The organism is Polaromonas sp. (assembly GCF_029945925.1).
Taxonomy (GTDB): Bacteria; Pseudomonadota; Gammaproteobacteria; order Burkholderiales; family Burkholderiaceae_C; genus Polaromonas.
The window spans coordinates 57,626-80,708 of record NZ_JAQSDN010000044.1 but is presented as its reverse complement, the minus strand read 5'-3'; the positions used below and the strand labels follow the sequence as shown (position 1 = coordinate 80,708).

General features: G+C 57.6%; 20 protein-coding genes. 15 read left to right on the top strand and 5 right to left on the bottom strand.

Features of this window, described 5'->3' with window-relative positions:
• Window positions 1-219: 219 nt before the first annotated feature.
• From PSV40_RS15500 to PSV40_RS15450, 11 genes are all read left to right on the top strand, one after another.
• Window positions 220-5,688 (top strand): DUF4011 domain-containing protein, encoded by a 5,469-nt coding sequence (locus PSV40_RS15500; protein WP_300539444.1) that lies wholly within the window; start codon window positions 220-222, stop codon window positions 5,686-5,688.
• 216 nt (window positions 5,689-5,904) lie between these two features.
• The gene (locus PSV40_RS15495) at window positions 5,905-6,393 is read left to right on the top strand and encodes a hypothetical protein (RefSeq protein ID WP_300539441.1); all 489 of its coding nucleotides are present in this window, start codon (window positions 5,905-5,907) and stop codon (window positions 6,391-6,393) included.
• Between the two features lie 684 nt (window positions 6,394-7,077).
• Window positions 7,078-7,728: a hypothetical protein gene (locus PSV40_RS15490; protein ID WP_300539438.1), complete on the top strand. Its 651-nt coding sequence runs from the start codon at window positions 7,078-7,080 to the stop codon at window positions 7,726-7,728.
• Between the two features lie 331 nt (window positions 7,729-8,059).
• Window positions 8,060-8,416, top strand: a complete 357-nt coding sequence (locus PSV40_RS15485; protein ID WP_300539436.1) for a hypothetical protein — start codon at window positions 8,060-8,062, stop codon at window positions 8,414-8,416.
• Window positions 8,417-8,567: 151 nt separating this feature from the next.
• Entirely contained in the window at window positions 8,568-8,933 is a 366-nt protein-coding gene (locus PSV40_RS15480; RefSeq protein ID WP_300539433.1) for a hypothetical protein, read from the top strand.
• Window positions 8,934-8,978: 45 nt separating this feature from the next.
• The gene (locus PSV40_RS15475) at window positions 8,979-9,503 is read left to right on the top strand and encodes a hypothetical protein (RefSeq protein ID WP_300539430.1); all 525 of its coding nucleotides are present in this window, start codon (window positions 8,979-8,981) and stop codon (window positions 9,501-9,503) included.
• A 72-nt stretch (window positions 9,504-9,575) separates the two neighbouring features.
• Window positions 9,576-10,817, top strand: a complete 1,242-nt coding sequence (locus tag PSV40_RS15470; protein ID WP_300539427.1) for a hypothetical protein — start codon at window positions 9,576-9,578, stop codon at window positions 10,815-10,817.
• Window positions 10,818-11,361: 544 nt separating this feature from the next.
• Window positions 11,362-12,012: a DNA-binding protein gene (locus PSV40_RS15465; protein ID WP_300539425.1), complete on the top strand. Its 651-nt coding sequence runs from the start codon at window positions 11,362-11,364 to the stop codon at window positions 12,010-12,012.
• Window positions 12,013-12,467: 455 nt separating this feature from the next.
• The gene (locus PSV40_RS15460) at window positions 12,468-13,013 is read left to right on the top strand and encodes a thermonuclease family protein (RefSeq protein ID WP_300539424.1); all 546 of its coding nucleotides are present in this window, start codon (window positions 12,468-12,470) and stop codon (window positions 13,011-13,013) included.
• A gap of 248 nt (window positions 13,014-13,261) precedes the next feature.
• Window positions 13,262-13,795 carry a hypothetical protein gene (locus PSV40_RS15455; protein WP_300539421.1) on the top strand — a complete coding sequence of 178 codons (534 nt, stop codon included), beginning with the start codon at window positions 13,262-13,264 and terminating at the stop codon, window positions 13,793-13,795.
• A 251-nt stretch (window positions 13,796-14,046) separates the two neighbouring features.
• On the top strand, window positions 14,047-14,388 hold the full coding sequence (locus tag PSV40_RS15450) for a hypothetical protein (protein WP_300539419.1): 342 nt from the start codon (window positions 14,047-14,049) through the stop codon (window positions 14,386-14,388).
• A gap of 374 nt (window positions 14,389-14,762) precedes the next feature.
• On the opposite strand, the gene PSV40_RS15445 is transcribed toward PSV40_RS15450, so the two are convergent.
• The 4 genes from PSV40_RS15445 to PSV40_RS15430 all read right to left on the bottom strand — a co-directional run bounded on the left by PSV40_RS15445 (window position 14,763) and on the right by PSV40_RS15430 (window position 17,986).
• Window positions 14,763-15,182, bottom strand: coding sequence for a hypothetical protein (locus PSV40_RS15445; protein WP_300539417.1), 420 nt, complete (start codon window positions 15,180-15,182; stop codon window positions 14,763-14,765).
• Between the two features lie 217 nt (window positions 15,183-15,399).
• Complete coding sequence (locus tag PSV40_RS15440; RefSeq protein WP_300539414.1) at window positions 15,400-16,116, bottom strand: hypothetical protein; 717 nt, start codon at window positions 16,114-16,116, stop codon at window positions 15,400-15,402.
• Between the two features lie 317 nt (window positions 16,117-16,433).
• Entirely contained in the window at window positions 16,434-16,874 is a 441-nt protein-coding gene (locus PSV40_RS15435; RefSeq protein ID WP_300539411.1) for a response regulator, read from the bottom strand.
• Between the two features lie 137 nt (window positions 16,875-17,011).
• Window positions 17,012-17,986, bottom strand: coding sequence for an NADPH:quinone oxidoreductase family protein (locus tag PSV40_RS15430; protein WP_300539410.1), 975 nt, complete (start codon window positions 17,984-17,986; stop codon window positions 17,012-17,014).
• A gap of 117 nt (window positions 17,987-18,103) precedes the next feature.
• Between PSV40_RS15430 and surE the strand changes: the two genes are divergently transcribed.
• The 3 genes from surE to PSV40_RS15415 all read left to right on the top strand — a co-directional run bounded on the left by surE (window position 18,104) and on the right by PSV40_RS15415 (window position 20,821).
• A complete protein-coding gene (gene surE / locus PSV40_RS15425) occupies window positions 18,104-18,928 on the top strand; it encodes a 5'/3'-nucleotidase SurE (protein WP_300539407.1) in 825 nt (274 codons plus the stop codon).
• On the top strand, window positions 18,925-19,797 hold the full coding sequence (locus PSV40_RS15420) for a protein-L-isoaspartate(D-aspartate) O-methyltransferase (RefSeq protein WP_300539405.1): 873 nt from the start codon (window positions 18,925-18,927) through the stop codon (window positions 19,795-19,797). The genes surE and PSV40_RS15420 overlap by 4 nt, the downstream gene beginning before the upstream one ends.
• 115 nt (window positions 19,798-19,912) lie before the next feature.
• Window positions 19,913-20,821 carry a peptidoglycan DD-metalloendopeptidase family protein gene (locus tag PSV40_RS15415; protein ID WP_300539403.1) on the top strand — a complete coding sequence of 303 codons (909 nt, stop codon included), beginning with the start codon at window positions 19,913-19,915 and terminating at the stop codon, window positions 20,819-20,821.
• Window positions 20,822-20,938: 117 nt separating this feature from the next.
• Here PSV40_RS15415 and PSV40_RS15410 read toward each other — a convergent pair whose 3' ends face one another.
• Window positions 20,939-21,364: a VOC family protein gene (locus PSV40_RS15410; RefSeq protein ID WP_300539401.1), complete on the bottom strand. Its 426-nt coding sequence runs from the start codon at window positions 21,362-21,364 to the stop codon at window positions 20,939-20,941.
• A 229-nt stretch (window positions 21,365-21,593) separates the two neighbouring features.
• Between PSV40_RS15410 and rlmD the strand changes: the two genes are divergently transcribed.
• On the top strand, window positions 21,594-23,081 hold the full coding sequence (gene rlmD / locus PSV40_RS15405; protein WP_300539398.1) for a 23S rRNA (uracil(1939)-C(5))-methyltransferase RlmD: 1,488 nt from the start codon (window positions 21,594-21,596) through the stop codon (window positions 23,079-23,081).
• The last annotated feature ends 2 nt before the right edge of the window (window positions 23,082-23,083 follow it).

The window sequence follows — 23,083 nt, the reverse complement described above, 5'->3', positions numbered from 1 at the left end:
AATTTTTATATTCCAAACGGAAATACGTTATCACGAGTTGCTTTGTGTTACAAGTCAATATGACCTGCACTTGTTAGTAGCGGCATGTTAGAAGAAGCCACACTCGACTACTCCGAACGCTGCCTTACCGCCCGACTCTTTCCCCGCTGCGCCCAGAGTACCGCATCGCCGGGTAACCACGGTTAATCATCAAGAAACTAAGAAGAAAGCTGAACAGCAATGCCCAGCACCTACGAGAGCACTGAAGACATACAACCCCAAGGAGCACCCAGTCTATTTTCGGGAAAGGTGCCCGCTCAAGTTGCACTAAATGAGTTGCGTCTTCGTTTGCTCGACCTGTCTGGGCGTAACCGACTGGTCAACTTCAAGCACAGTCCCGGCAAGTCCCTGCAATTTGTGCACAGCACCATTGAGGGCGTGTTTCGCCGACTCACCGAGCAGAGCGGACGGGTCACCATTGCGGCCGTGCCTGAGCCAGGTCGCGTTGAATGGGTCCTGAAGAACGGCCGTTCGGCCCGGCCGGAGTCCAAGGACTTTGCGGTCCAGTTGGGCATAAACACGTCTTACTCCCTGAACCTCCAGGACCCTGAGTCCTCGAAGACACCCATCTCGCCTGCAGAAGTGCAGACCCTGTTCTACGCAGAAGACCTCGGCAAACACTGCCGCAAGCTTGAGCGGGAGGCCAAGCTGGCCATCGAGGAGACCGGCTCCAACATGCTCTATCTGGTGTTGGGTTTCCTGGAGTTTCCGGAAGCCCCTGGTAGCGACAAGATGTACTTGGCGCCGCTTCTTTGCGTTCCAGTGGCGATGTCCCGAACGGACGATGGGCAGTACTCGACCTTTCACCTGACCTACACCGGGGAAGAGCTGGCTGACAACTTGTCTCTGCGAGAAAAGCTCAAAAGAGACTTTGGCCTCAACCTGCCTGAGTACAACGAAGAGTCCGGCAATTCCGTGGTGGACTATCTGGAAGCCGTGAGCAAGGCCTTTGCCAGCCAGCCAGAGTGGCATGTTCGCCGGATGATGTCGCTCACACTGCTGTCGTTTGCCAACATGCTTCTTGTTCGGGACCTGGACCCCGCGCTCTGGCCCAGTAAAGAGGGCTTATCGTCCCTGCTGGACCATCCTCTGGTCAAGCAAGTATTCGAAGGCAAGCCGGCCAGCGGGGAGTCCCAGTACGCTGAAGAGTATTCGATTGACGAACACCCCAAAGGCAACCTTCCCCTCATCTACGACGCGGATAGCTCCCAGCACAGCGCGCTTATCGACGTCATGGAGGGACAAAACCGTGTTATCGAGGGCCCTCCAGGCACTGGCAAGTCCCAGACCATCACCAATCTGATTGCTGCAGGACTGCGCTCAGGTAAGAAAATTCTCTTCGTGGCCGAGAAGATGGCCGCCCTTGAAGTAGTGAAGTCCCGGCTTACCTTGGCCGGCTTGGACTTTTTCGTCCTGGAGCTGCACAGCAACAAAACCAGCAAAAAACGTGTTCTTGAGGACATCGCTACGCGCATCAACATGCGGCCTTCTGGTGCTTACGACTTACCGGACCTCCTGGCGCGTCAGGAAGAAAAGCGGGCCGAGCTCAAGGCCTATGCGGATTTGGTGAATACCCAGATTGGCAACGCCCTGGGCCTCTCCTTGCATCAGGTAATGTGGCGTTCCGAGCGGCACCGGCTCAAAGCGAAAGGGGGGGCAACTGCGGTTCAGCACCTCGACTACATCGCGGCCAGCCGGACGACACCGACACAGCTCTCTGCCCTCGGCGACAAGCTTCGGTATTTGGCCAAGCAGCAGGAGCTCATTGGCGTCTACGGGCCAGCACACTCGCTGTGGGGGTTTTTCCCTGAAGAGCTGAGACCGGAAGACGATATCGCCGTCCAACGAGTGCTCCGGGACTACGCTGGGCACTTTGCCGAGTTTTCGACAGCGGCGTCCAGCGCGGCATCTTTGCTGGGCAGCTCGACCATCAACTTGCGCGCGCAGGGCTCGGAGCAGCTCCTCTCCCTCCTGGCCAGCATTGCGCCGGCCGACGCCAATGACGTCGACTTTGGATTGCTGCCAGCCCTGTTTTCCGACGTGGACCCCCAAGGCCACGCCAGTCTGGCGGTATTGCAGGATGTCCAGGCTTGCATTGATGAAATTGAGAAGGCCGAGGCCCTGATTCGGGCGAATCTGCTGGCCGTAGCGCCAGCTTCTGCTGAGCTTTGCAACCAGGCCTCAAGCGCGTTGAAGGAGCTGGCCACCTTAGGGGTGGGCGGCACGGGGCAGAACGACCTGCGGACATTGACGGATGCCTTGTCTGGCGCTGCCGCCAACGGGCGCTTGTCCTTGGAACGGCTGGCGTCGGTAGCGCGTCGGAGTTCATTGCCATTTGACTCCAGCCTCGCGCATGTTCAGGCCCTGCACGCCATCGTAACGGTCGCGGCCGCGGCCCGGGCGGAACTTCTTGACTATCGCCACGTAGGCCTGTGCCAACCAGGGGCCCAGACAAAGCTGCGCCAGGCCAAGGCGGAACTGAACCACATTCAGGAGAGGCAAAACCAGCTGGAGGGCCTGTTCTACTTGGACGCCATGCCCCCTGAGGGGGAAATAGCGGCAGCCATCCGGACCCTTCGGGAAGGCGAGACCTGGTACCGAGTCTTCCAAGGCCGTTGGCGACAGGCCGTGAGCCTGCATAAGCGCCTCGAAAGGAACAAGTCCAAGAAACCGGGAGCTGAACGGTTGCGTGAGCTCGAGTTTCTGCTGGAGTTGAATCATGCAGTGGTTGCCTGGAATTCGGACATGGCGCTTCAATCGGCGGCAGGACCCCACTTCAAGGCCACGGAAACTCCGCTGGACGCGCTTCTTGAATGCGCCGATTGGTTAAGCCAGTCGCGTGATGTGCTGGAGGGCGCGGATGTACCCAAGTCCATGTTTGACCCAGTGACGGTGGAGCGCGCGATAGTTACCCGGTTAGCGAGCCAGAGCGTGGGGGTCGACGAAGCGGTTAACGCGCTGTCTCTGCTGGAGGCCACGAACGATGAGCAGATGCAGGGGGCGCTACCTTGGAGTCGGACGGAGGGCTCCCTATGGTCGGACAGGCTGCAGACCGTGGACTACGCTGTAACTTTCATGCGAGGGGCGCTTCAGTTCATGGTCGAGCACCTCCACCCGGAGGCGTCTGCCGACTCGGGCCTGGCCGCCCTTTGTGCAAGCCGGGACCTAGCCTCGCTGGACGAGAGATTGGCAGCGCACGAGGATGGGGCGGCCCTGCTTGGCGAGAGGCTTAAAGGCCGGGATTCCCAGCTGGACTCGGCATTTGGCGCTCATTCCTATGGGGCCCTCATCAAGAAGACAAAGTTGCCTCCCCGAATCGAAAGTGTTTTGATTTCTGGGGACTGTGTCGAGAACCATCGACGCTTGATGACTTACACCGATGGCATCAACAAGGGCTGGCAAGCTTTGGCTGATTTTTCGGAAGCAATGTCTCGACTGGGACGGTTCGAGGCCTCAGCCTGGGTCGACCTTGCAGACAAGCCTGCTTCTGAGTATGCGGCTCAACTGGCTAAAAAGACCCAACTCGCAGCAGATAGCCTGGGAGGCCTTTTGGCCTGGACCCAATACATTGGGGCGCGCACAGACGTCAGGGCACAAGGCCTCGATGGCTTTGTCGAGGGGCTTGAAAGCGGTGCAGTCAAAGGCACCGAACTGGAGCACGCCTTCATCTACAGGTTCTTCGCAACCCTCGCCAAGGGTGTTTTTGACAGTGTTCCTGCCCTCAAGCAGTTTAGCGGGGCCAGGCACAGCGCAGTGCGCAGGGACTATGCGGAGCTCGACAAGCAGGTTATCAAGTTGCGCGGGCAGGAGGTCGCACGTGAGTGCCGGGCAAAAAGCAAGCCGCCGGTGGGAAGGCATAGCGCTCGGGTTGACGAGAAGACTGAGATGAAGCTGCTGGAGCACCTTATTCCCCAGCAAAGACCTCGAGTTCCAGTGCGCCAGTTAATGAGGCGGGCTGGAGTTGCAATTCAAGAGCTCAAGCCCTGCTTCATGATGGGCCCCCAGGCAGTAGCGCAATATCTGGTGCCGGGGCTTTTGCACTTTGACATTATTGTGATGGATGAAGCGTCTCAGCTAAGACCAGAGCAGGCTATTGGAGCCATTGCCCGGGGCACACAGCTAGTTGTGGTTGGGGACCCCAAGCAGTTACCTCCAACCTCCTTCTTTTCCAGGATGGCCTCTGCAGAGGAAGATGACTCGGGACTGGGCCAGCTGGCTACGCTGGAGGCGGAAAGCATTCTGGATGTCTGCATCAGTCACTTTCAGCCTGTTCGAACGCTGCGCTGGCACTATCGGTCGCGCCACGACTCCCTGATTGCCTTTTCCAACCAGCGCTTCTACCGCGGGGACTTGGTGGTGTTCCCGTCACCATACCCAAAGAGCAAGTCCCTGGGCCTGAACTATCAGTACGTGGCCGACGGCGTGTATGAGAACCAGATGAACCACGTGGAGGCTCGACGGGTGGTGGACGCCGCTGTAGAACACATTCTTCAGCGCCCTCATGACTCCTTGGGCATAGTGACCTTGAACATCAAGCAGCGCGACCTGGTTGCTGAGCTTCTTGAGGCGCGCCTCCCCAGTTTGCCCGAGGCAGCGAAATTCAAGGAAAAGTGGGACGCAGAAGCCATGGGCCTGTTCATCAAGAACCTGGAAAACGTTCAGGGCGACGAGCGGGACTGCATCTTTATTTCCACCACCTTCGGCAAGGCCAAGGACACTGACGTCGTTCGCCAAAACTTTGGTCCCATCAGCAGGGAAGGGGGCTGGCGCCGGCTCAATGTGCTGTTCACCCGCGCGCGGAAGTCCGTCACGGTGTTCAGCTCGATGCGGCCTGAGGATATCGTTTCTGACAACCGTACGCCGGAAGGAACCCGCGCGCTTAGGGACTATCTCGAGTTCGCCCGAGACGGCGTGCTGCCGATGAACAGCGAAACAGGCCTTCCACCAGACAGTGACTTCGAGATTTCTGTCATGGACGTGCTTCGAAATAGGGGGTATGAAGTGACGCCGCAGCTGGGCGTGGCGGGCTTTCGGATAGACCTTGCAGTCAAGCACCCCGTGCACGGCTCGGGATACCTGGCGGCCATTGAGTGTGACGGGGCTTCGTACCACTCAGGGGTCTCGGTTCGTGACCGGGACCGGATTCGCCAGGAAATCCTGGAAAGTCTTGGCTGGAAGGACCGCATTTGGCGCATCTGGTCGACAGACTGGTTCCGCAACCCTATGGCGGAGACTGCACGCCTGCTGCAATTCCTTGACGAGCTGCGAGCCAAGCCTATTGCGGATGAACTTGTAGTTCAGGAGCCCGTGAAGGCGCCCGCGTTTGACTACGGCAGCCTACCAGTGCCTTCAAAAGGGAACATCGAGACTACTGCGAACGAAGAACTTGTTTTCGATGAGGACGAGGAAGACTTAGAGGTGCAAGTTGGCGACTTAATCACGTACGCTCCTGTGGGAGAACCCGATTCCCCGCTTCAGGTTCGGCTGACTATGCGTCAAACCGACCCGAAGTCCGGCTTGATTGCGGAGACCACCCCGTTGGGGGCCATCCTTATTGGCGCAAATGCCGGTGAAATGGTTGTCTTGCGAGTGCCGGGTCAAGCTCCTCAGGCCTTTGTAATTCAGAGCATCCAACGACATTTGGCCTGAGCAGATGTATCTTCATCACTTGCGTCAACAACTGCTCCACGGTCTACGTCGTCCTAACTCGCTGGTAAGCTTGGTTCACTTCCAGCTTGTTCCAATAAGGTGAAACATTTGTCAATCAGTTCAGCTTCATGCACTTGTGGTGGGAAGAAAAACTGCTTCAGTTGTCTGGTCGCTGGCAATGTAAAACCCCCCAAGCCGACGAAAACTGTCCCAAGTGTGAAGGTAGTCCACCAAGCGACGCAGAGCTTTGGAGCAGAAGGGAAGGGTCAAACCAAGTACGTGCGGGTCGAAGAAACCCATTTGGCCAAAGATTCTGGGGTTGTCTGCGCTGATTGCGACGTAGTCGTAAAAAACTTGGAAAAGCACCGTAGCAAGGTGCACGGCGTTCACGCTGAAGGAGTGAAAGAGTCTCTGCCACGTATCAATGAAGACGGAGGTGCGCCTATCAATCTGTTGTTCACTCTTCAGAAGTGCACTATTTGCGGCTCACTGGTTAGCGACATGGCCAAGCACATGAAGAAGGCGAAGCATGTTGATGAGGCCAAAAAAGGCACTCGCCTGGTGATGCAAACAGAAACCGGTGAGATGATTTGCCCGTTCTGTACCTCAAGATGGCCGAATCGAGCAGAGGTCTCATCCCATGTCGAAAGAGCTCATGGGAAACACGCCCGGGCTGGTCTTCGATTTCCACCAGCCCGAGAATGAACACTCTGACGTCACCTGGTAGCCGGCAGGTGACCTTTTTTGATACTTTTGCTTAAAAGGCGACAAGACCTATTGTCAAAGCACCGGACTTCGCTTACATTGGAACTTCTCAATCAATGAGTGCCTAGCTTTCTGGGCACCTCATCACTCGCTGGTAATCCGAAAGGGTTGGTACGCATCTAATCCCAAAGTGACTTGCTCACTACGGGACGACAAAGTTCCTCGACAGAGGGCTTTTAATTCTTCTATTTTTGCTGTTTGTCTCGGGCCTTCAGGCTACTTCGTTTCGCATCGTCGAACCGTCGAACTCGTTCCTTAACAACTTCGGTAGAGTCATCTGAACGGATAAGCGGCTATCAACCCGCCCTGAAAAGAATTGCACAAAGCAATTTTGGAGTGACTCAAGAGGCTAAGGCCTCAAACAAAAACAAAATTCTTCCTTGCTAACAGAGCAGGGTGAGCTGTATCTGAGCGATGGAAAGAAGACCCTTCCGGACTCGATAGGTTGCCGGCACTCGTGCCAACGGTCCCTGCTTCAATTTAAACAGTGAAGCGAAGGAATGGCGCCAAATTATGGCGTAGAAAAAGTCCCAAATAATAAGTTCAAAGTCGCTTCAGCTTGATGTTGCACCTGGACTGCACACTAGTAAATCTAGTGAAATTCACAAAACAAGGAAAAAGAAAATGATTAACGAAGAAGCGGCAAAAGCTCTCTTGGATGCCAGCAAGATTATTTATCGATGGGCAAAGAAGGGGGACACATCTGAGGAGAATGAGACGCCCGTGTCGAAGCGGGCGCATGAAGCCGCTTGGCGCGCGGTTTCCCATTTAATCCCTGTTTTAGAACATGCGAAAGAGAGTGACCTCTTCTGGACGCTTGCAGAAAATTCAATCAGAGTGAAAAAGAGTGTGAAGGAGCAGCAGCGTTTGTACGCAATCGCCAAGCAAGAAGACCGAGAATTCATGAGAAGTAAGGCGGCACTCGAGAAGTTGATTTGCGACGCTGTCATTGTTGAGAAGGCCGACCCGCGAGGCTTAATCGATAAAGCGAAGGCAGAACAGAGGAAACTAAATGGCACTGCTGCAGATGCCCGCAAGGCTGAAGAGGCGGCTATCGGAAAGGCCATCAAGCAAGCCAAGTCGGCGAAAGAGAAGGCGGAGTTAATTAAGCGCTACGACCGCGCTATGACGGCATATAGAGACATCCTTGCCAAGGCTGAGGAAGACACGGAAGCTGTTTATCTGAGGCTTGGACTGACACCAATGTGCCCATCAGCCAAGTTCCTCAAGGCTCAGAAGGCCAAAAAGAAGGCTGCGGGCAATATGACGAACTGATTTCACGTAGTCCAGTCCAGCGAGAAGCCTGCAATTCCATTGATAGTTAGAGCTGGTCCGAAGTAACAGGACCGCCTTCCACCACATGACCTTCGCGTTGTCATGTGACCGACTCTGGCGCTTCGGCACTCCCATAACAGGAGTTCGCCCCAGTAGTCATCTGCAACGCGCGCACACGAATTCCCGGAAATGCTGCCGTATCGAGCTTTGCTCCCAAGCATTTTGCGGTTCTGCCGAGCTGTGCGCAATCACCCCAAGAAATCTACTCGCGGTCAGACCCGTGAGGCAAACGCCTGCCTGCTTGGCAGGGCATCATCACAAGGTGAAAGAAATGAAAAAAAGCAATATCGAATACAAGCTATGTGCCGAGAACCTGTCCCAGGTCAACCTGATTCGGACGGTACTGCAGCCATGGCTACTTCGCGTACAAATCGAGCAAGTCACCATTCTCCGAAACGGAGAGTTGGTGATGCTGGACGCGGTGTTGTTCGAGTTCACCGTCCGCTCTGATGGGCCCGATTTGGGGGAGCTCCAGTGGCTAATTGACTCAATGGATGGCTGCAAGCTGGCCGCGGAGACGCTCGCACCGGTGCAGCACTACACGGGAAATCATGTTCCCTTGAATGTGACTGACAGCTTGCCCCGAAAGCCCGAATGCTCCCATCGGGTGTCTGGGCCTGCACGGTAAGCGGGCAAGCATCTCATGCGCAAGCGCTGCAGTTAATCCGACTTCGGCATTGGTCCGTTCAATTGAGGCCAAGAGCCTCGGATTTGTATTTGTGAAGGGCCGCGCTTTTTTTGTGTCGGCCGCATCAACCATCTATAGAGAAACATCTCAGATGAAAATCCTTTCAAAAAATCTCCAGGCTGCCGCGGCAGCGCTGGCCTGCGCCGCTGTCAATCGTAAGAAAATTCGAGGCTTTGAATTCCTCGAGTGGACTGACGTGTTCGTCCTCGGCTCCATCGGAAGTGCGTCTCGACGCTTGCCCGTCCTGAAGCGATATGACCGCAGGTACTTCGTGTTCGACTGCGCCCAGCGCAGCCACGGCTTTTATCTGGATTTCTTCAGTATTGAAGCGAGCGTTCTTAAGCTGCTGGCGCTTGACCTCCTAAGGCCGGTGCGCTCGGGTCAGGACGTCGGCCTGTCAGCGGACGGAGAGTCATTGTTGGTGGCGGCGCCCAGCACGCTGACCGTTATTCACTAATTAAAGCAGGGTCCTGACACGGGGCCCCGCGCACCCACACTTAATATGTCAACCTCAACCAATCAGGCGGCTCCCCGACAAGCGAAGCGCGAGAGCTCCATTCTCTATGTAGTTCCGAACGAGCAACGTTCAAGGCGTTCCCAGAGCTTCACTGACTATTGCCATGGCACAGTTATCGTCAACGACTTTATCTTCAGCGACATGGATGGCAACGCCCTCGGCTTAGCGTGTTTCGTCCTGAATATAGGGTCGCTTCGTCTGCATACCCCGACGTTCCCAGGATGCGAGCGAAAGCTCATGGCGAGTCGCAATCCGGATAGGGATATCTGGAATCTCACTGGTGATATCAACCCTCTGGCAATGGAGGAGGGTTGGTATTTGAAGCGCGCATGGACGGCCTTGAATTACGCCTTCGACAAGAGAAGCGATATAGCCGAGGTTCTCGAGTGGTGGAGCCAGGAGCGGTTGCCAGCCGTCTTGGAACGCATCCCTCCAGCACTGCGCGTAAACACTCAATTCCCTGGCCTGAGCCGCAAGGCAGCATCGGTTTCGAACGATGCGAAATATTAACAAGGCGCCAATTGCGACTGGATGATTCTTCATAGGTCACCGCAATTTTCACGCGAAGGCCTACTTCTCCAATTGAGCGATATAGGTAACTATCCGGCCCCTGTGGACCCGTTGCTCCTGGGGGCCAGGTCTTTCCCATTAACTCAAAAAGTGCGCAAGGCAAGGGAAGCTCAAGAGAGAGCGCAATTACCTGCGCGACATTTTTTTCAATATCAAATAAAAATTATGAGCACAAAACATTCAAAAAATGACGATTACAAATTTTCCAAGGACAGCAGCGCGACCCAATTCAATCTGACTGTCAATGGGTCGCAGCTCGACATCTACTGTTGCGAGCCTAACGAGGAGGTGATTGCCCAATATCGACGGGGCGCTGCAAAATTTGCCCTGTATGAAAACAACGGGTTGGTTTACTTTCTGAGCAAGTTTGGAGATAACGGCTGGATGGAGGCACCGTTTCACGCGGCCATGAATCCGCCCCATTTGACCGGCGTGCCTGTCGACTACGTCGAAGGAATACATCATTTTGGACTCTCTGTGACGCTCCGGGATATAAGCTCAGATGCTACCTATGGTGCACGCCTGGTGACTCTGAGCAAAGCGATGACCGCGCGACTCGTTGCCGTCGCCAAAATGCAATCGGCGGTTCCGATAACCCGACAAGACTATGAATCACGAATCCAAGGAACATTCTCGCGCTACACAGCATCGCAGATGGCACGTATGGCCGTGGTGCGGTGCCGAGGGGGTGAGGATGAGCCGGCTGCCAACGAGCCCATGATGCGGGAAGCGACGGGAGAGTATGAACCGGAACAAAGAGCGGTTGTACGGGAATTTGCGCATTTCACCCTGCTCACGGGGCACCAATGCATTCAACGTGCCGAAATGGTTGAACCACCTGCAAGGGAATTCATCCGGCGTCTGATAGAAGACGCGCAACTCACTGGGTGGACAGAACTTGTGTTGGAGGGCAAAAAGTATCCTGTCCATATGACGATTGAAGGCAATAACCTGACATGTCGGCTTTGTTTGCCGTGCCTTGCCGGCCAGAAGCCACGGACAGCCGTCTTGATGGCCGTCGCGCTGGATGCAGCCAAGGGCCAGGACTGCTGGCGGGCCATGCATGAGGCTGCCGGTGGACTTACTGCAACGACTGCCAGTCAGCCGCCGTCACAACCGTGGATTGCAGCCATGCCGATGGACAACGGCGGCCAGGGCGGGCAAGTTCTGGACTATTTAGAGATGATGCAGTGGGTAGCTGATTTTGAACGCTGTCTTGCCTTCGCGTTCGCACTCTGGATGGTGGGCAAGTAACTTCTTGAGAGAGCGAGATGGCACGTATTGAGCCATTCAGGGCGGTCCGGTTTTGACCTTCGGCGTGGCATTGGCACGTTCGTGCGCGGTTTCGCTGGGCCCAGTTGTGCATATGTCGAGGGCTTTTTTGAGCCAAGCACTTATTGGCGCCATGTCTGGTGGCGTCCCTCCGCTTATCGATGCCACCAAAGTCCCGCATAAATTCGGCCGTATGGTTGCCGAGCGTCTGAAAGGGCCTCATCATTTGGACCGCGTCGAAAACTTACCATTACCAACTTTGGTTTCCGTCTCGCGCTCGAGCCCGGATAGAACGACGGTTATGGCCACGGGGTATACCGATGACCCATATGCGGACGAGGTTGTCTCAACTCGGCTTCCCCCGCTTTGGTGTCATGAGCATGCTGCAAAAGCATATCGACGGGTCAATCTCTATCTTGTGACTTTCGCATTGGCGGAGCATAAATATTGAAGACGTGGCATTCAAAAATTAACGATAAATTCGCTGCATATGTATGCGCGATGAAACAAAAGTATGAGATAGATTATGAAAAAGAATCATGTAGAAAGCATTCCTTCAACCATGACAACCTTAGCAAGTTGCATGGTCAGCACTATCAGAGAAGATAACCTCGTTGCCTGGTCAGGAGGAATTAGCGACGAAGAAATGGCCAGACCAGGGGCACTTCTCATGGGGGCACTCTTGCATCGCGCGAATGAACGCGGACAGACGCTGACTGCAATGGCGCATGAACTTGGCAGGACTTATGGCTACATAAATCAACTGCGCTCTGGCTTGCGTTTAATCAGCAGTATTTCGGACGATTTCGCTCTCGAATGTGCCATGTATTTGAGCGTGCCGCGGCAGACAATTTATATGATGGCTGGAAAAATTACGCCGTCAGACATGTTCGAACGCAACGAAATGAAGGCCTGCCAAATTAGGCATGCCATGTCATTTATCGTTCAAGACCTAGAGTGGGGGCCTCTTGTAACCCTTGAGCTTCGGCAGTGCGCCATGGACAGTCAATATTGTTTGGTCAGGCTATATGAAAAAGCGACCAAGAAAGTCTTGATGGATGAACATCTGGACACGGACTCCTTGAGCTTGGAAATCAGTCGTTTGACGGAGTTACAGGACAAAAGGGCGCAGCTCATGAAAAATGCAGCAGCGAAGAACAAGGGGTGGGACGACTAAATGGCATCCCTGAGTGAACTTCGCAATGCGAGGACCGTGCTTAAACAAAGTGCTGTTACCTCATCGAAGTTCGGAACGCGTGGGAATATTTTTCGTCCGCATCTTTTCGTAACTCGCCAGAATGTTTCGCTCGGACCTTTTGCACATGCTCGCACAACTCGGAAATCTATGCGTTTTCCACCCAGTACATTGGCCTATTCTTCTGGATTAAGTGACATAACTCGTTTAAAGCCGCTGCCGTATCCTGACTGCTTTGCCGTGGACTAAAGTTGGAAAAGGGCAGTGTTAGGGAGCGGCGGTGTCGAGGGGGAGTGATGTGGGCTACGCCTTGCGAATTTTCGGAATGCCGGCAATGGTCAGACGACCAAAAATCTCGTAGGATGGTCATTCTGCAGAACTTTCAGCGCTCAAAAGTTGCAGTGCGAGGCGCAGACATACCTCGGTATGCTCTCTGTATGTCCCTCGCAAAAAAACGAATTTTTCTGACCCTGGTGCTTCACTTATGCCTTGGTTTTGCCTTTGCCGAGACTATTGTCGGCAAGGTCGTTGGCGTCGCAGATGGCGACACGGTGACCGTCCTGGATGCGACCAAAACTCAGCACAAAATCCGTCTTTCAGGCATAGATGCTCCTGAGAAGGCGCAGCCGTTTGGTCAGAGTTCCAAAGAGAACCTATCGAGACTCGTTTTTGGAAAGCATGTGCTGGTCGATGCGGGTAAGTTCGACCGTTACGGGCGCACAGTAGGGAAGGTCATCGTTGATGGCGTTGATGCCAATCTTGAGCAGGTGAGGGCTGGGTACGCGTGGCATTACAAGAAATACGAACGTGAGCAGCCTATCGATGACCGAGGGGTCTATGCGCAAGCGGAAGCAGGGGCTCGGGCGGGTCGTGTCGGCCTTTGGCACGAAAGAACCCAGGTTGCGCCGTGGGATTGGCGAGGGTGCAGGCGCAAGCAGCCGGGGACTGAGGGCGTTGATTGTGGGACTCGTTTTCGTCAGTAAATGCTCGGCCGTTGGGTACCGTTGCCTCAATGCAGTGGATATGCGTCTACGGCCGTTCTGCGAGCAGAGGCCCTGAACTTCATTGCTGCCAGGCAGAGAAGGACAGCCGCACACCGAGTATTCGGAATGTCCTCCGATACAGCCTGGGCAGACCGTGGACAGTGTGTCTGGCCTCACAACGTTGCATCAATCGTTACTGGAGTACATACTATTTGAAATACCTCGAATGATGCAGTGAAAGGATGTCCATGCGACAGAGCCTGTGCGACTCGGCTGTCTTGCCTGAAAATTCAAGCCCTCTCGGCCTGGAACTAAGCTTCCCAGCCTCCAGCCTACCTTCAATTCGGAATGGATACGATTCTCAAAATCAGGACGAGAAGTGGTCTATTTATTATCGAGAGCCGTGGGTACAGGTTTGGCGGCCCAATCTAAGAGGGGTGTATTGCTATGCCGTTCGGTTCGAAGAAGCTGACTCTCACCGTATTCGGGTGGCCGAGTCATGGGTAGGCGAAGAAATACGCGACCCGGATAATTGGTTTGGTCCGGACTTAGATGTTCACCGAAGAATTGTCACGTCTGTTTTGGAGAGTGTGGGGGGCGAGTCGTGTGAGTCGCGCGAGGAGAGGGAAGGTTTTGGCAGAAAGTTCGAGTTCCAATTCGTTTCTGAAAAACGAGGTTCCAATTCGATTTTTTTCTCAGGTCATGCGACATGCTTAAGTGATGTCGATGAGATTACCAAAAGGCTTCGGGAAGAGGTCACTCAAATGCAAAAAGAGGTTTGACGGACTAAATCCTTGGGATACGAGTCCCAGGCAGTAACCCTAGCGGTGACAACCTTTGTCTTCTACGGGAGGACATCGATATCATCAAGTCCTTAATCCAAACGCCCCTTGCTTCTTTGTCAATGTCGCCAGCACCACCTCTACCTTTTGCCCCAGAACCGAAGCTATCTTCGACCGTAGTGGCGTTGCGATTGACCGGGAAGGCCTGGAGGCAGTCGTTTCAAGCGACAAAGGGAGGGGACGCAAAACTAATGCGGGAGTTTTTGCGTTTGCGCGCGATGCGGTGCTTGGAGCTGTTTGGGACGACCAAAATTCTTCACGTCCAACTGACCCTGGAACAGACCCAGCGCGTCGAGCATCTGATGACGGTGCCCTTTGACAAGCTGGACGACGATGACGTGTTGATGCGGAGTATTCTGGGGCCTCAAAGGCTCAAGGCGGCACTTTGCAGGACCGCCTGGTACTCGCGTGCGGCAGCAAAGGCAGCAGAGTCTCGCGATGAAATGGAATACTGGGCCGGCTTGTGGCACTCGCAAGTCAATCTGGTGCATCCCCCAGAGGGCTGCTTTACAACCGAAACAACAGTGCTGTAGGCCGTGCGAGCTGAACTGCCTCCCATCGTATCGCTACTGCAGTGATGGACTAATTGGCCCCCTCAGGAGCTTTGCGCGGAAGACTCCGACAATTTGAATTCGCCAGAGCAGAGAAGATGGTGCTATTACCTTGGGCCTTCTCAGCCATTTTGACCATGCACTTCTCGTATGTCTGCGGCGTCCAAAAGTGCCACGTCCAGTAGGCGACGTTGACGACCACCACGACCCCCAGCACCCACGACGATTGCCGGATTGATTCAGCGTTCCTTTTTGCCGCGTACTCTAGGCTGTCCATCGAATCCATAGCGCCTCCCCAAAAATTGAACACCTTCGCGGCATCCTTCCTCCACCACATGCCAAGGTCCAGGCCGCTCTCAACGGCTGTAGTTCCTGAATTTCAATGTTGCTGGCCGAAAGAACGTGGGCTCGTTGGGCTCAGGTAATGCGGTCCCAGGTCGCCAGTCTGGGTTGCCCGTGCGCCTGACCCGGTCCAGCCGGACCAGAACAGAGATGCGCAGGGCCAGATGGGATTTGACGTGACTGGGGCAGAGTTCAAAAAACCACCGCAAGTGCGACAGCATCAACTCCGGGCAAGACTCAAGTCGAATTGCCCGCTGGCCGGAGGGCAGAAGCACCCCTTGGTAGCACGATTGCTCCAGGGGCAGCAGAATGTCCTTCTCATAAATGTAGTCGTGCCACTCGTCGAGCTCGTCCTGGAAGTCCGGGTCTTCCTCCGCCATGGCTCGGTGATGCCATAGCTCTTCGGCCAGCTCAGCGCATTCGACCGTGACCAAGTCATCGCCGTCACATTCAAACCGTGCGACTTCATCAAGCCAAAAGTGGCCCCACTTGTCCTGTTTGCTCTTACATAGCGTCATAGCCGGAGACAGTACTGGGAATTGCGTCGTTGGACAAGTAGAGTTGGTCCGAACTTTGTATCGGTCGCCAAGGAGGTTTTTGTACGACCGTTCCTGGGCGAAAAGGTTGCTTCAACGGAGTTTCTTGGCCAATTCAGCGCCCGGTGGCCCGCTTTGCGACCTCCGCAGCGATATCCCGCCAAACCCCACCGACCATGTCCCATTGTCCTATGCTACGCAGGTACTTCACTGTGGCAACTAAGTTGGCTAGAACATACCCGCCGCAAGCCGAATCGACGAGCCCAATGTTCGCCGGTAGAGCCTCATCCCAGCCTTCGAATGTGGGCCACGGCACCAGCAGCTGCTTGCCGTCGGTTCGCTGTATCCTCACCCATCCCGTGCCGTCTTTGAGCTTGAAGTAAGCCATTGAGGTCAGGGGCTTCGCCCATTTCCATGGAGTGGCCTTTGCTGAAGTGAATGCGGGTAAGGGGGACAAGCGGGACTCGGGGCTGAGAAGGGGGACCCGTGGTTTAAATGTGAGGGGTTCGGAAGGCTCCGGCATGAGCGTCCGTGCGCGCTCTTCTTCAAAGCGGGTCAACAGTAGGGCGGTGTTATCTACCAGGAGACTGCGCTCCTCTGCTGTCAAAGGTCTCCCGCCACCTCCACCAAAGCGTGGGGAACCTAATGCCGCGGCGGAGCCGTAGCGCTTGGCAAAGCAGGTAGAGCCCAGGACCAAAGGCTTTTCGCCGTCTTTCACGACATGAATCTGGCGATATACGGAATGACCGCAGCCTGGCTGGCCACACTGGATGCGGTCGGCATGGTCAACAGATACGATGGCTAAAAGTTTGTGTTCGACGATGGTGTCCATGGTTTTCAGTTGGAATTCTGCATTCTGCCGCGGGCCCCCGTCTACCGTATTTGCTCGAGGGCGAGGCTCGTTCGACAACGGCAAACCCGATGCATCTTCGGCTACGCGCGATTACGCAATTTTTTGGCCAAAGAGCTTGGAAAATCAGGTCCAAATTGATACACTACTTGTCACACAGAGTCGTGTAACAACCTCTTGAAACCCGCATGGATACTGGGGTTGGGTTATGGGCAGTGGCTCCCCATCAGCCACCCCAGTATTTCAAGAAAAAAGCCCCTGCAAAGGGGCTTTTTCTTTGGGCGAAACGCAAATGTGCTTCAGGCGCTCAAAGGGGCGAGACCGGACAGGCGCCAGTACTCCCTGATTTCCTCGAGCCTGGCTTCGAAGTCGCGGAAATCGAGGGGTTTGCTGACGTAGCTGTTGAGCCCGCCTTTCAGGGCCAGGATGGCGTCGGACTGCTCGCTTGCCGAGGTCAGCATGATCACAGGCACAAAAAACGTACGGGGATCCTCGCGCATGTGCCGCAGCACCTGCAGCCCGTTCATTTTGGGCAGGCCGAGGTCGAGCAGGACGAGTTCGGGCTGTTCGTCGGGGTTGCGGTCGCAGTAGAGGCCCTGGCAGAACAGGTAGTCCAAGGCTTCCAGACCGTCACGGGCCACCACGATATGGTGGGATGCCCCGTTTTCCTCGAGGATCGTCAGGGTCAGTTCAAGGTGGTCCGGATTGTCTTCCACCACCAGCATGGTTGGTATGCCCATACGCTCCCCTGATTGCTAAGGAACTGTCAATATACCCCCAAAGTATGCGGTGTCAGCGGATATGCCGCGTCGATGGCTGCGCAAAAGTACCAAGCCCCGGGCTCCCGGGTCTCCGTGGGATCCCGGTTGGACCCTCCTCAGTTCACCATCACCAGCTTGCCCTTGACGCCGCGTGAGCCCATGTGGGCGTACGCCGCCTTGAGTTCGGCCATGGGCATGGTGCGGTCGATGACCGGCTTGATCTTGCCTTGCGCATACCACTGCGCCAGTTCGGCCATGGCGGCCGCGCTGGCCTTCGGTTCGTTCTTGGCAAAGCCACCCCAGAACACGCCGACGATGGACGCGCCCTTGAGCAGGGTCAGGTTCAGCGGCAGCGAAGGAATCGGGCCGGACGCAAAGCCCACCACCAGGTAGCGGCCGCGCCAGGCGATGGAGCGAAAGGCCGGCTCTGCAAAATCACCGCCCACAGGGTCGTAAATCACGTCGGGGCCCTTGCCGTCGGTCAGTGTCTTGATGGCCTCGCGCAGGTTCTCGGTGCTGTAGTTGATGGTGGCATCGGCACCTATGGATTTGCACAGCGCGCATTTTTCGTCGGTGGAGGCGGCTGCAATCACTTTGGCGCCCATGGCCTTGGCGATCTGGATGGCCGAGGTGCCGACGCCGCCGGCCGCACCCAGCACCAGCACGGTTTCACCGGCCTTGAGCTGTGCGCGGTCCACCAGCGCATGGTGCGAGGTCGCGTAAATCATGATGAAGGCTGCGGCATCGACATACGGAAAGCCGTCCGGCAGCGGCATGCACAGGGCCGCCGGTGCGATGGTGTGGGTGGCAAAACCGCCGGTGCCGGAAAGGCAGGCGACGTTCTGGCCGACCTTCAGGTGTTTGACGCCTTCGCCGACGGCCTGCACGATGCCCGCATATTCAGAGCCCGGCACAAAAGGCAGTGGCGGTTTCATCTGGTACTTGTTCTGGACGATCAGCAGGTCGGGGAAATTCAGGCTGGCGGCCTTGATTGCTATCAGCACCTCGCCGGCCTTGGGCTCGGGCGTGGGCAATTCTTTCCAGATCAGGGCGTCAACGCCGGTGGGGTCTTCACAAAGCCAGGCATGCATGAGGGGTCTCCGTTGTCGTTCAGGGTTCAACTGCATCATAGGCAGGTTCTGCGGGCAAAGAGAAGGGGGCGGCCGGCAGTTTGTCACCCGTGAGACCTGAGGCCCTAAAATCTGTCCATGAAAATCCTGATCTGCAACGACGACGGCTACCAGGCCTCCGGCATCATCGCCCTGTACGAGGCCCTGAAGGACATTGCCGACGTGGAGGTCGTTGCACCCGAGCAGAACAACAGCGCCAAATCGAATGCGCTGACCCTGCATTCGCCGATGTACGTGCAGACGGCGGCCAACGGTTTTCGCTACATCAACGGCACGCCGGCCGACTGTGTGCACATTGCCCTGACCGGGCTGCTCGGCTACCGGCCGGACCTGGTGGTCTCGGGCATCAACAACGGCGCCAACATGGGCGACGACACGATTTATTCGGGCACCGTGGGGGCCGCCATGGAGGGTTATCTGTTTGGCATTCCCTCGATTGCGTTTTCGCAGACCGAGAAGGGCTGGGCCCACATCGACGTGGCCGGGCGGCGCGCGCGCGACCTGGTGCAGCAGCTGATGCCGTCGCTCGAGAAGATTGCCGAAGGCGCGCAGCCGACGCTGGCGCCGTGGCTGCTCAATGTCAACATTCCGAATCTGCCGGACGCGCAGATCCAGGGCTTCAAGGTCTGCCGCCTGGGGCGGCGCCATGCGGCAGAGCGCGTCATCATGCAGACCAGTCCGCGCGGCGAAACCATGTACTGGATAGGCGGTGCCGGCGCGGCCAAGGAAGAGGGCGAGGGCACGGACTTTTTTGCCACCCGGCACGGCTTTGTCTCGATCACACCGCTGCAGGTTGACCTGACGGACCATGAGCGGCTGCCCTACTGGGCGCAGACAGCGGCCCAACTGAGCCAGGCCGTCCGCAGCGGAGCGGTGGCAGAGCCCGCCCAGGCTGCGGCATGAAGTCCGCGCTGAAGCCTCCCTTCAAGCCATCCGGTCCGGCGGCCAGCGCGGCCGGTGCCACGCCGGCCCGGCGGCCGGGCTTTCCGGTTCGTCTGGAACCCGATGCCGGCACCCCATCTGCTACCAAAAAAGTAGCTGGTCGCGCCCATCCGGAAAGGGATACAGGCATTTTTGACTCCAAGAAACCGGTCAAAACGGTGCTCACCAGCGGTGTCGGCCTGGACTCCAGGGCGGTGCGTACGCGCATGGTCAGCAAGCTTGCGGCACAGGGCATTTCGGACGCCCAGGTGCTCGCCGCCATGGGCCATGTCGAGCGCCACCGCTTTGTCGACACGGCGCTGGTCAACCAAGCCTATGAGGACACCAGCCTGCCGATCGGGCTGGGCCAGACGATTTCCAAGCCCAATGTGGTGGCCCGCATGCTGGAGCTGCTGCGCCAGGGCGCCGGCAGCACCGGGGGCAAGCTCGGGCGCGTGCTGGAAATCGGCACCGGCTGCGGCTACCAGGCGGCCCTGCTGGGACAGCTCGCCACCGAGGTCTACAGCATCGAGCGCCTGCGCGGACTGCACGACAAGGCGCGCGAGAACCTGCGGGCCTTTCGCCTGGCCAATGTGCATCTGCTGTTTGGTGACGGCATGGCCGGTTATGCCAAGGGGGCACCCTACGCGGCCATCATCGCGGCGGCTGGCGGCGAGGCAATTCCTCCTGCCTGGGTCGAGCAGCTCGCGGTCGGCGGGCGCCTGGTGGCGCCCATGCATGTGGCCGGCGGTGCCCAGGCGCTGGTAGTGCTTGACAGGACGGCGAACGGTGTTACACAGACTGTTCTGGAGGCTGTGCACTTTGTACCTTTAAAATCGGGAACCAGCTGAGCAGGCATGAACCCAAGTACGTTCATGGTGTCTCCCCGCGTCACGAACGCAGAATTGACAAGCAGCTTTGCAAAAAAGGGTGAATCAAGCAATGAATGAACAAGCCGGATCGGCCATGACAGCGTCTCTTTACACGGCTCCTGAAAGCCACCCCGGCGGACAGCGTGCTGGCCGCCTGCTGACGACCTGTTTTCTGGCCGCCGCAGTCCTGCTGCTGTCTGCCTGCGGAACGCGCAGCCTGGGCCGCGCACCGGTCGAGGACCGCGGCGCCGGCATGGGGCGGGCGCCGGTGGGCGCGGTCGACACCGCGGGCGTCAAGCCGTTGCCGGGTTTTGAGAACGCCGGCAAGCCCGGCTACTACACGGTCAAGCCGGGCGACACCCTGATCCGCATCGGGCTGGACACCGGCCAGAACTGGCGCGACATCGGGCGCTGGAGCAATCTTGAAAACCCCAACCTGATCGAAGTCGGCCAGGTCTTGCGCGTGACGCCGCCGGTCGAGAGTTCGGTGGCCGTGTCCCGGCCCGTGACGTCCGGCTCGGTCACGCCGACCCCCCCGGCATCTGCCAGCAGCGCCCCGGCCCCGGCGACCGCGAGCGCCAGCCCCGCCAAACCTGCGGCATCGGCGCCATCGGCCCCCACGCCGGGCGGCGACGACGATCTTGCCTGGATCTGGCCGGCGCAGGGTCCGGTGCTGGCGGGCTTTGACGAAGCCAAGAACAAGGGCATGGACATCGCGGGAAAAACCGGTGACCCGGTGATGGCCTCTGCCGACGGCCGCGTGGTGTACGCCGGTGCCGGCCTGCGTGGTTACGGCAACCTGATCATCCTCAAGCACAACAACACGTTCCTGACCGCCTACGCGCACAACCAGACCCTGCTGGTCAAGGAAGACCAGTCGGTGCGCAGGGGCCAGAAGATTGCCGAAATGGGCGCCAGCGACACCGACCGCGTGAAGCTGCATTTTGAAATCCGCAAGCAGGGCAAGCCGGTGGACCCGGCCAGGTACCTGCCCGCCAAATAAACCGGCGCTTCGCTTCGAACCAGAAAGCCCTGCATGCAGGGCTTTTTTCATGGCCCGGTGGCGCCGTTGATGTATCAAATAGGCCTTCAGCCCTTATTCTGCGGGAGCCGACAGCTATCAATCTGGTAGCGTATCAGCTGCCTGCAGGATCTCGTCGTAACCGCGGCCCGTGAACTGCAACAGATCGATGCCGTGGCCGAAAGGATCGGCCAACCCGGCTATCTTTCCCCAGGCGCGTTGGTTGACCTGCATTTCCAGCACGGCCCCGTGCCGAACCAGGCGGGCGACGGCCGCGTCGATGTTTTCGACCACGAAGTCCAGGTGCACCGGCGTCCAGTGGCGGTCGTAACTGCGCGTCGCGGCGTTGCCGGCAACAGGGTGTGTTCCCGGTGCGTTCAAAAGCAGGTCCAGCGGGCTGCTGGCGCCCAGCAGTTCGACAAAGGCATTCTGGAACCGCCGGCCGCAGCGAAGGCCCAGCCCGCCCGTGTAAAACGCGACGGCGCGTTCCATGTCGTCCACGTCGATGCAGATACGTATGTCCATGCTTGACTCCTTGTTGTCGGGTGTTGGGGTTCCGAAAATGGTAGCTTAGTACTGCAACCCGAAAATATCGAAACATGAAAGCGCGCCTTCGCACCCATGGCGGCGTTGCAATCCTTGCGAAGGCGTACAGCCTTCGCTGCGGCTTGCGCCTTGCCCTGGGCACGAAGTCATCACTTTCATTTTGTTTCGCTACTTCCGGGCTGCAGTACAGGCCTGAGACAATGGGGGGATGTCCAGAAGAAAACACCAGCAGCCGCAGCACAAGCCGGCCCCCGCGTTAACCGACTACCCGCCCGATGTGCTCACCGTCGAGTCGCTCGACATTGAAGCCCAGGGCATTGCGCACCGGGACGACGGCAAGGTGGTGTTCATCGAAGGCGCCTTGCCCTTCGAGACTGTCAGCGCCAGCGTGTACCGCAAGAAACCGAGTTTTGAAAAAGCCACGCTGATGGCGGTGCTGCACGAGTCCTCGCAGCGCGTGCGTCCGCAGTGCCCGCACTTCGGCCTGCACACCGGCGCCTGCGGCGGCTGCAAGATGCAGCACCTGCAGGTAAGCGCCCAGGTGGCCGTCAAGCAGCGCGTGCTCGAAGACAACCTCTGGCACATCGGCAAGCTCAAGCCCGACATGGTGCTCAGGCCGATTGAAGGCCCGGCCTGGAACTACCGCTACCGTGCCCGCCTGTCGGTGCGTTTTGTGCGCAAGAAGGGCGAGGTGCTGGTGGGTTTTCATGAGCGCAAGAGTGGTTATGTCGCCGACATGCGCGAGTGCCACGTGTTGCCCCGGCATGTCAGCGACCTGCTGCTGCCGCTGCGCGCGCTGATCGCCGGCATGGACGCCAAGGAAACCCTGCCGCAGATCGAGCTGGCCTGCGGCGACACGGTGACGGCCATGGTGCTGCGCCACATGGAGCCGCTGTCCGGCGGCGACCTGGCGAAGCTGCGCGCCTTTGCACTGGCCCATCCCGGCCTGCAATGGTGGCTGCAACCCGGCGGGCTGGAGACTGTCAAGCTGCTCGATGAGGTGAGCGATCCGTCGCAGCAGCTGGCCTACGGCCTGCCCGACTACGGCATCACCATGCCCTTCAAGCCGACCGACTTCACACAGGTCAACCCGCACATCAACCAGGTGCTGGTGTCGCGCGCGTTGCGCCTGCTCGACGTGCAGGCGCACGAGCGCGTGATCGACTGGTTTTGCGGGCTCGGCAATTTCACCTTGCCGCTGGCCACCCAGGCGCGCGAGGTGCTGGGCATCGAGGGCAGCGAGGTGCTGGTTGCCCGTTCGCGCGAAAACTATGCGTCAAACAAGGCATCAGCCCGGAGGGGGCGGGCGCTGGCAGCTACCAAATTTGTAGCGCGCAACCTGTTCGAGATCAACCCTGGCATGCTGGTCAAGGACGGCGCCGCCGACAAGTGGCTGGTCGATCCGCCGCGCGAAGGCGCGTTCGAGCTGTTCAAGGCGCTGGCCGCGCTGCACCAGCAAACCGTGACCGGTGTGCCTTGCGACGATGCTGGCGGGCAGCAAAACCTGCAGATCGGCGACTGGACGCCGCCGCAGCGCATCGTGTATGTCAGCTGCAACCCGGCGACGCTGGCGCGTGACGCGGGCGTGCTGGTCAATGACGCGGGTTACCGCTGCACCGCGGCCGGTGTGGTCAACATGTTTCCGCACACCGCGCATGTGGAATCCATTGCAGTGTTTGACCTGAACAGGGACTGAAA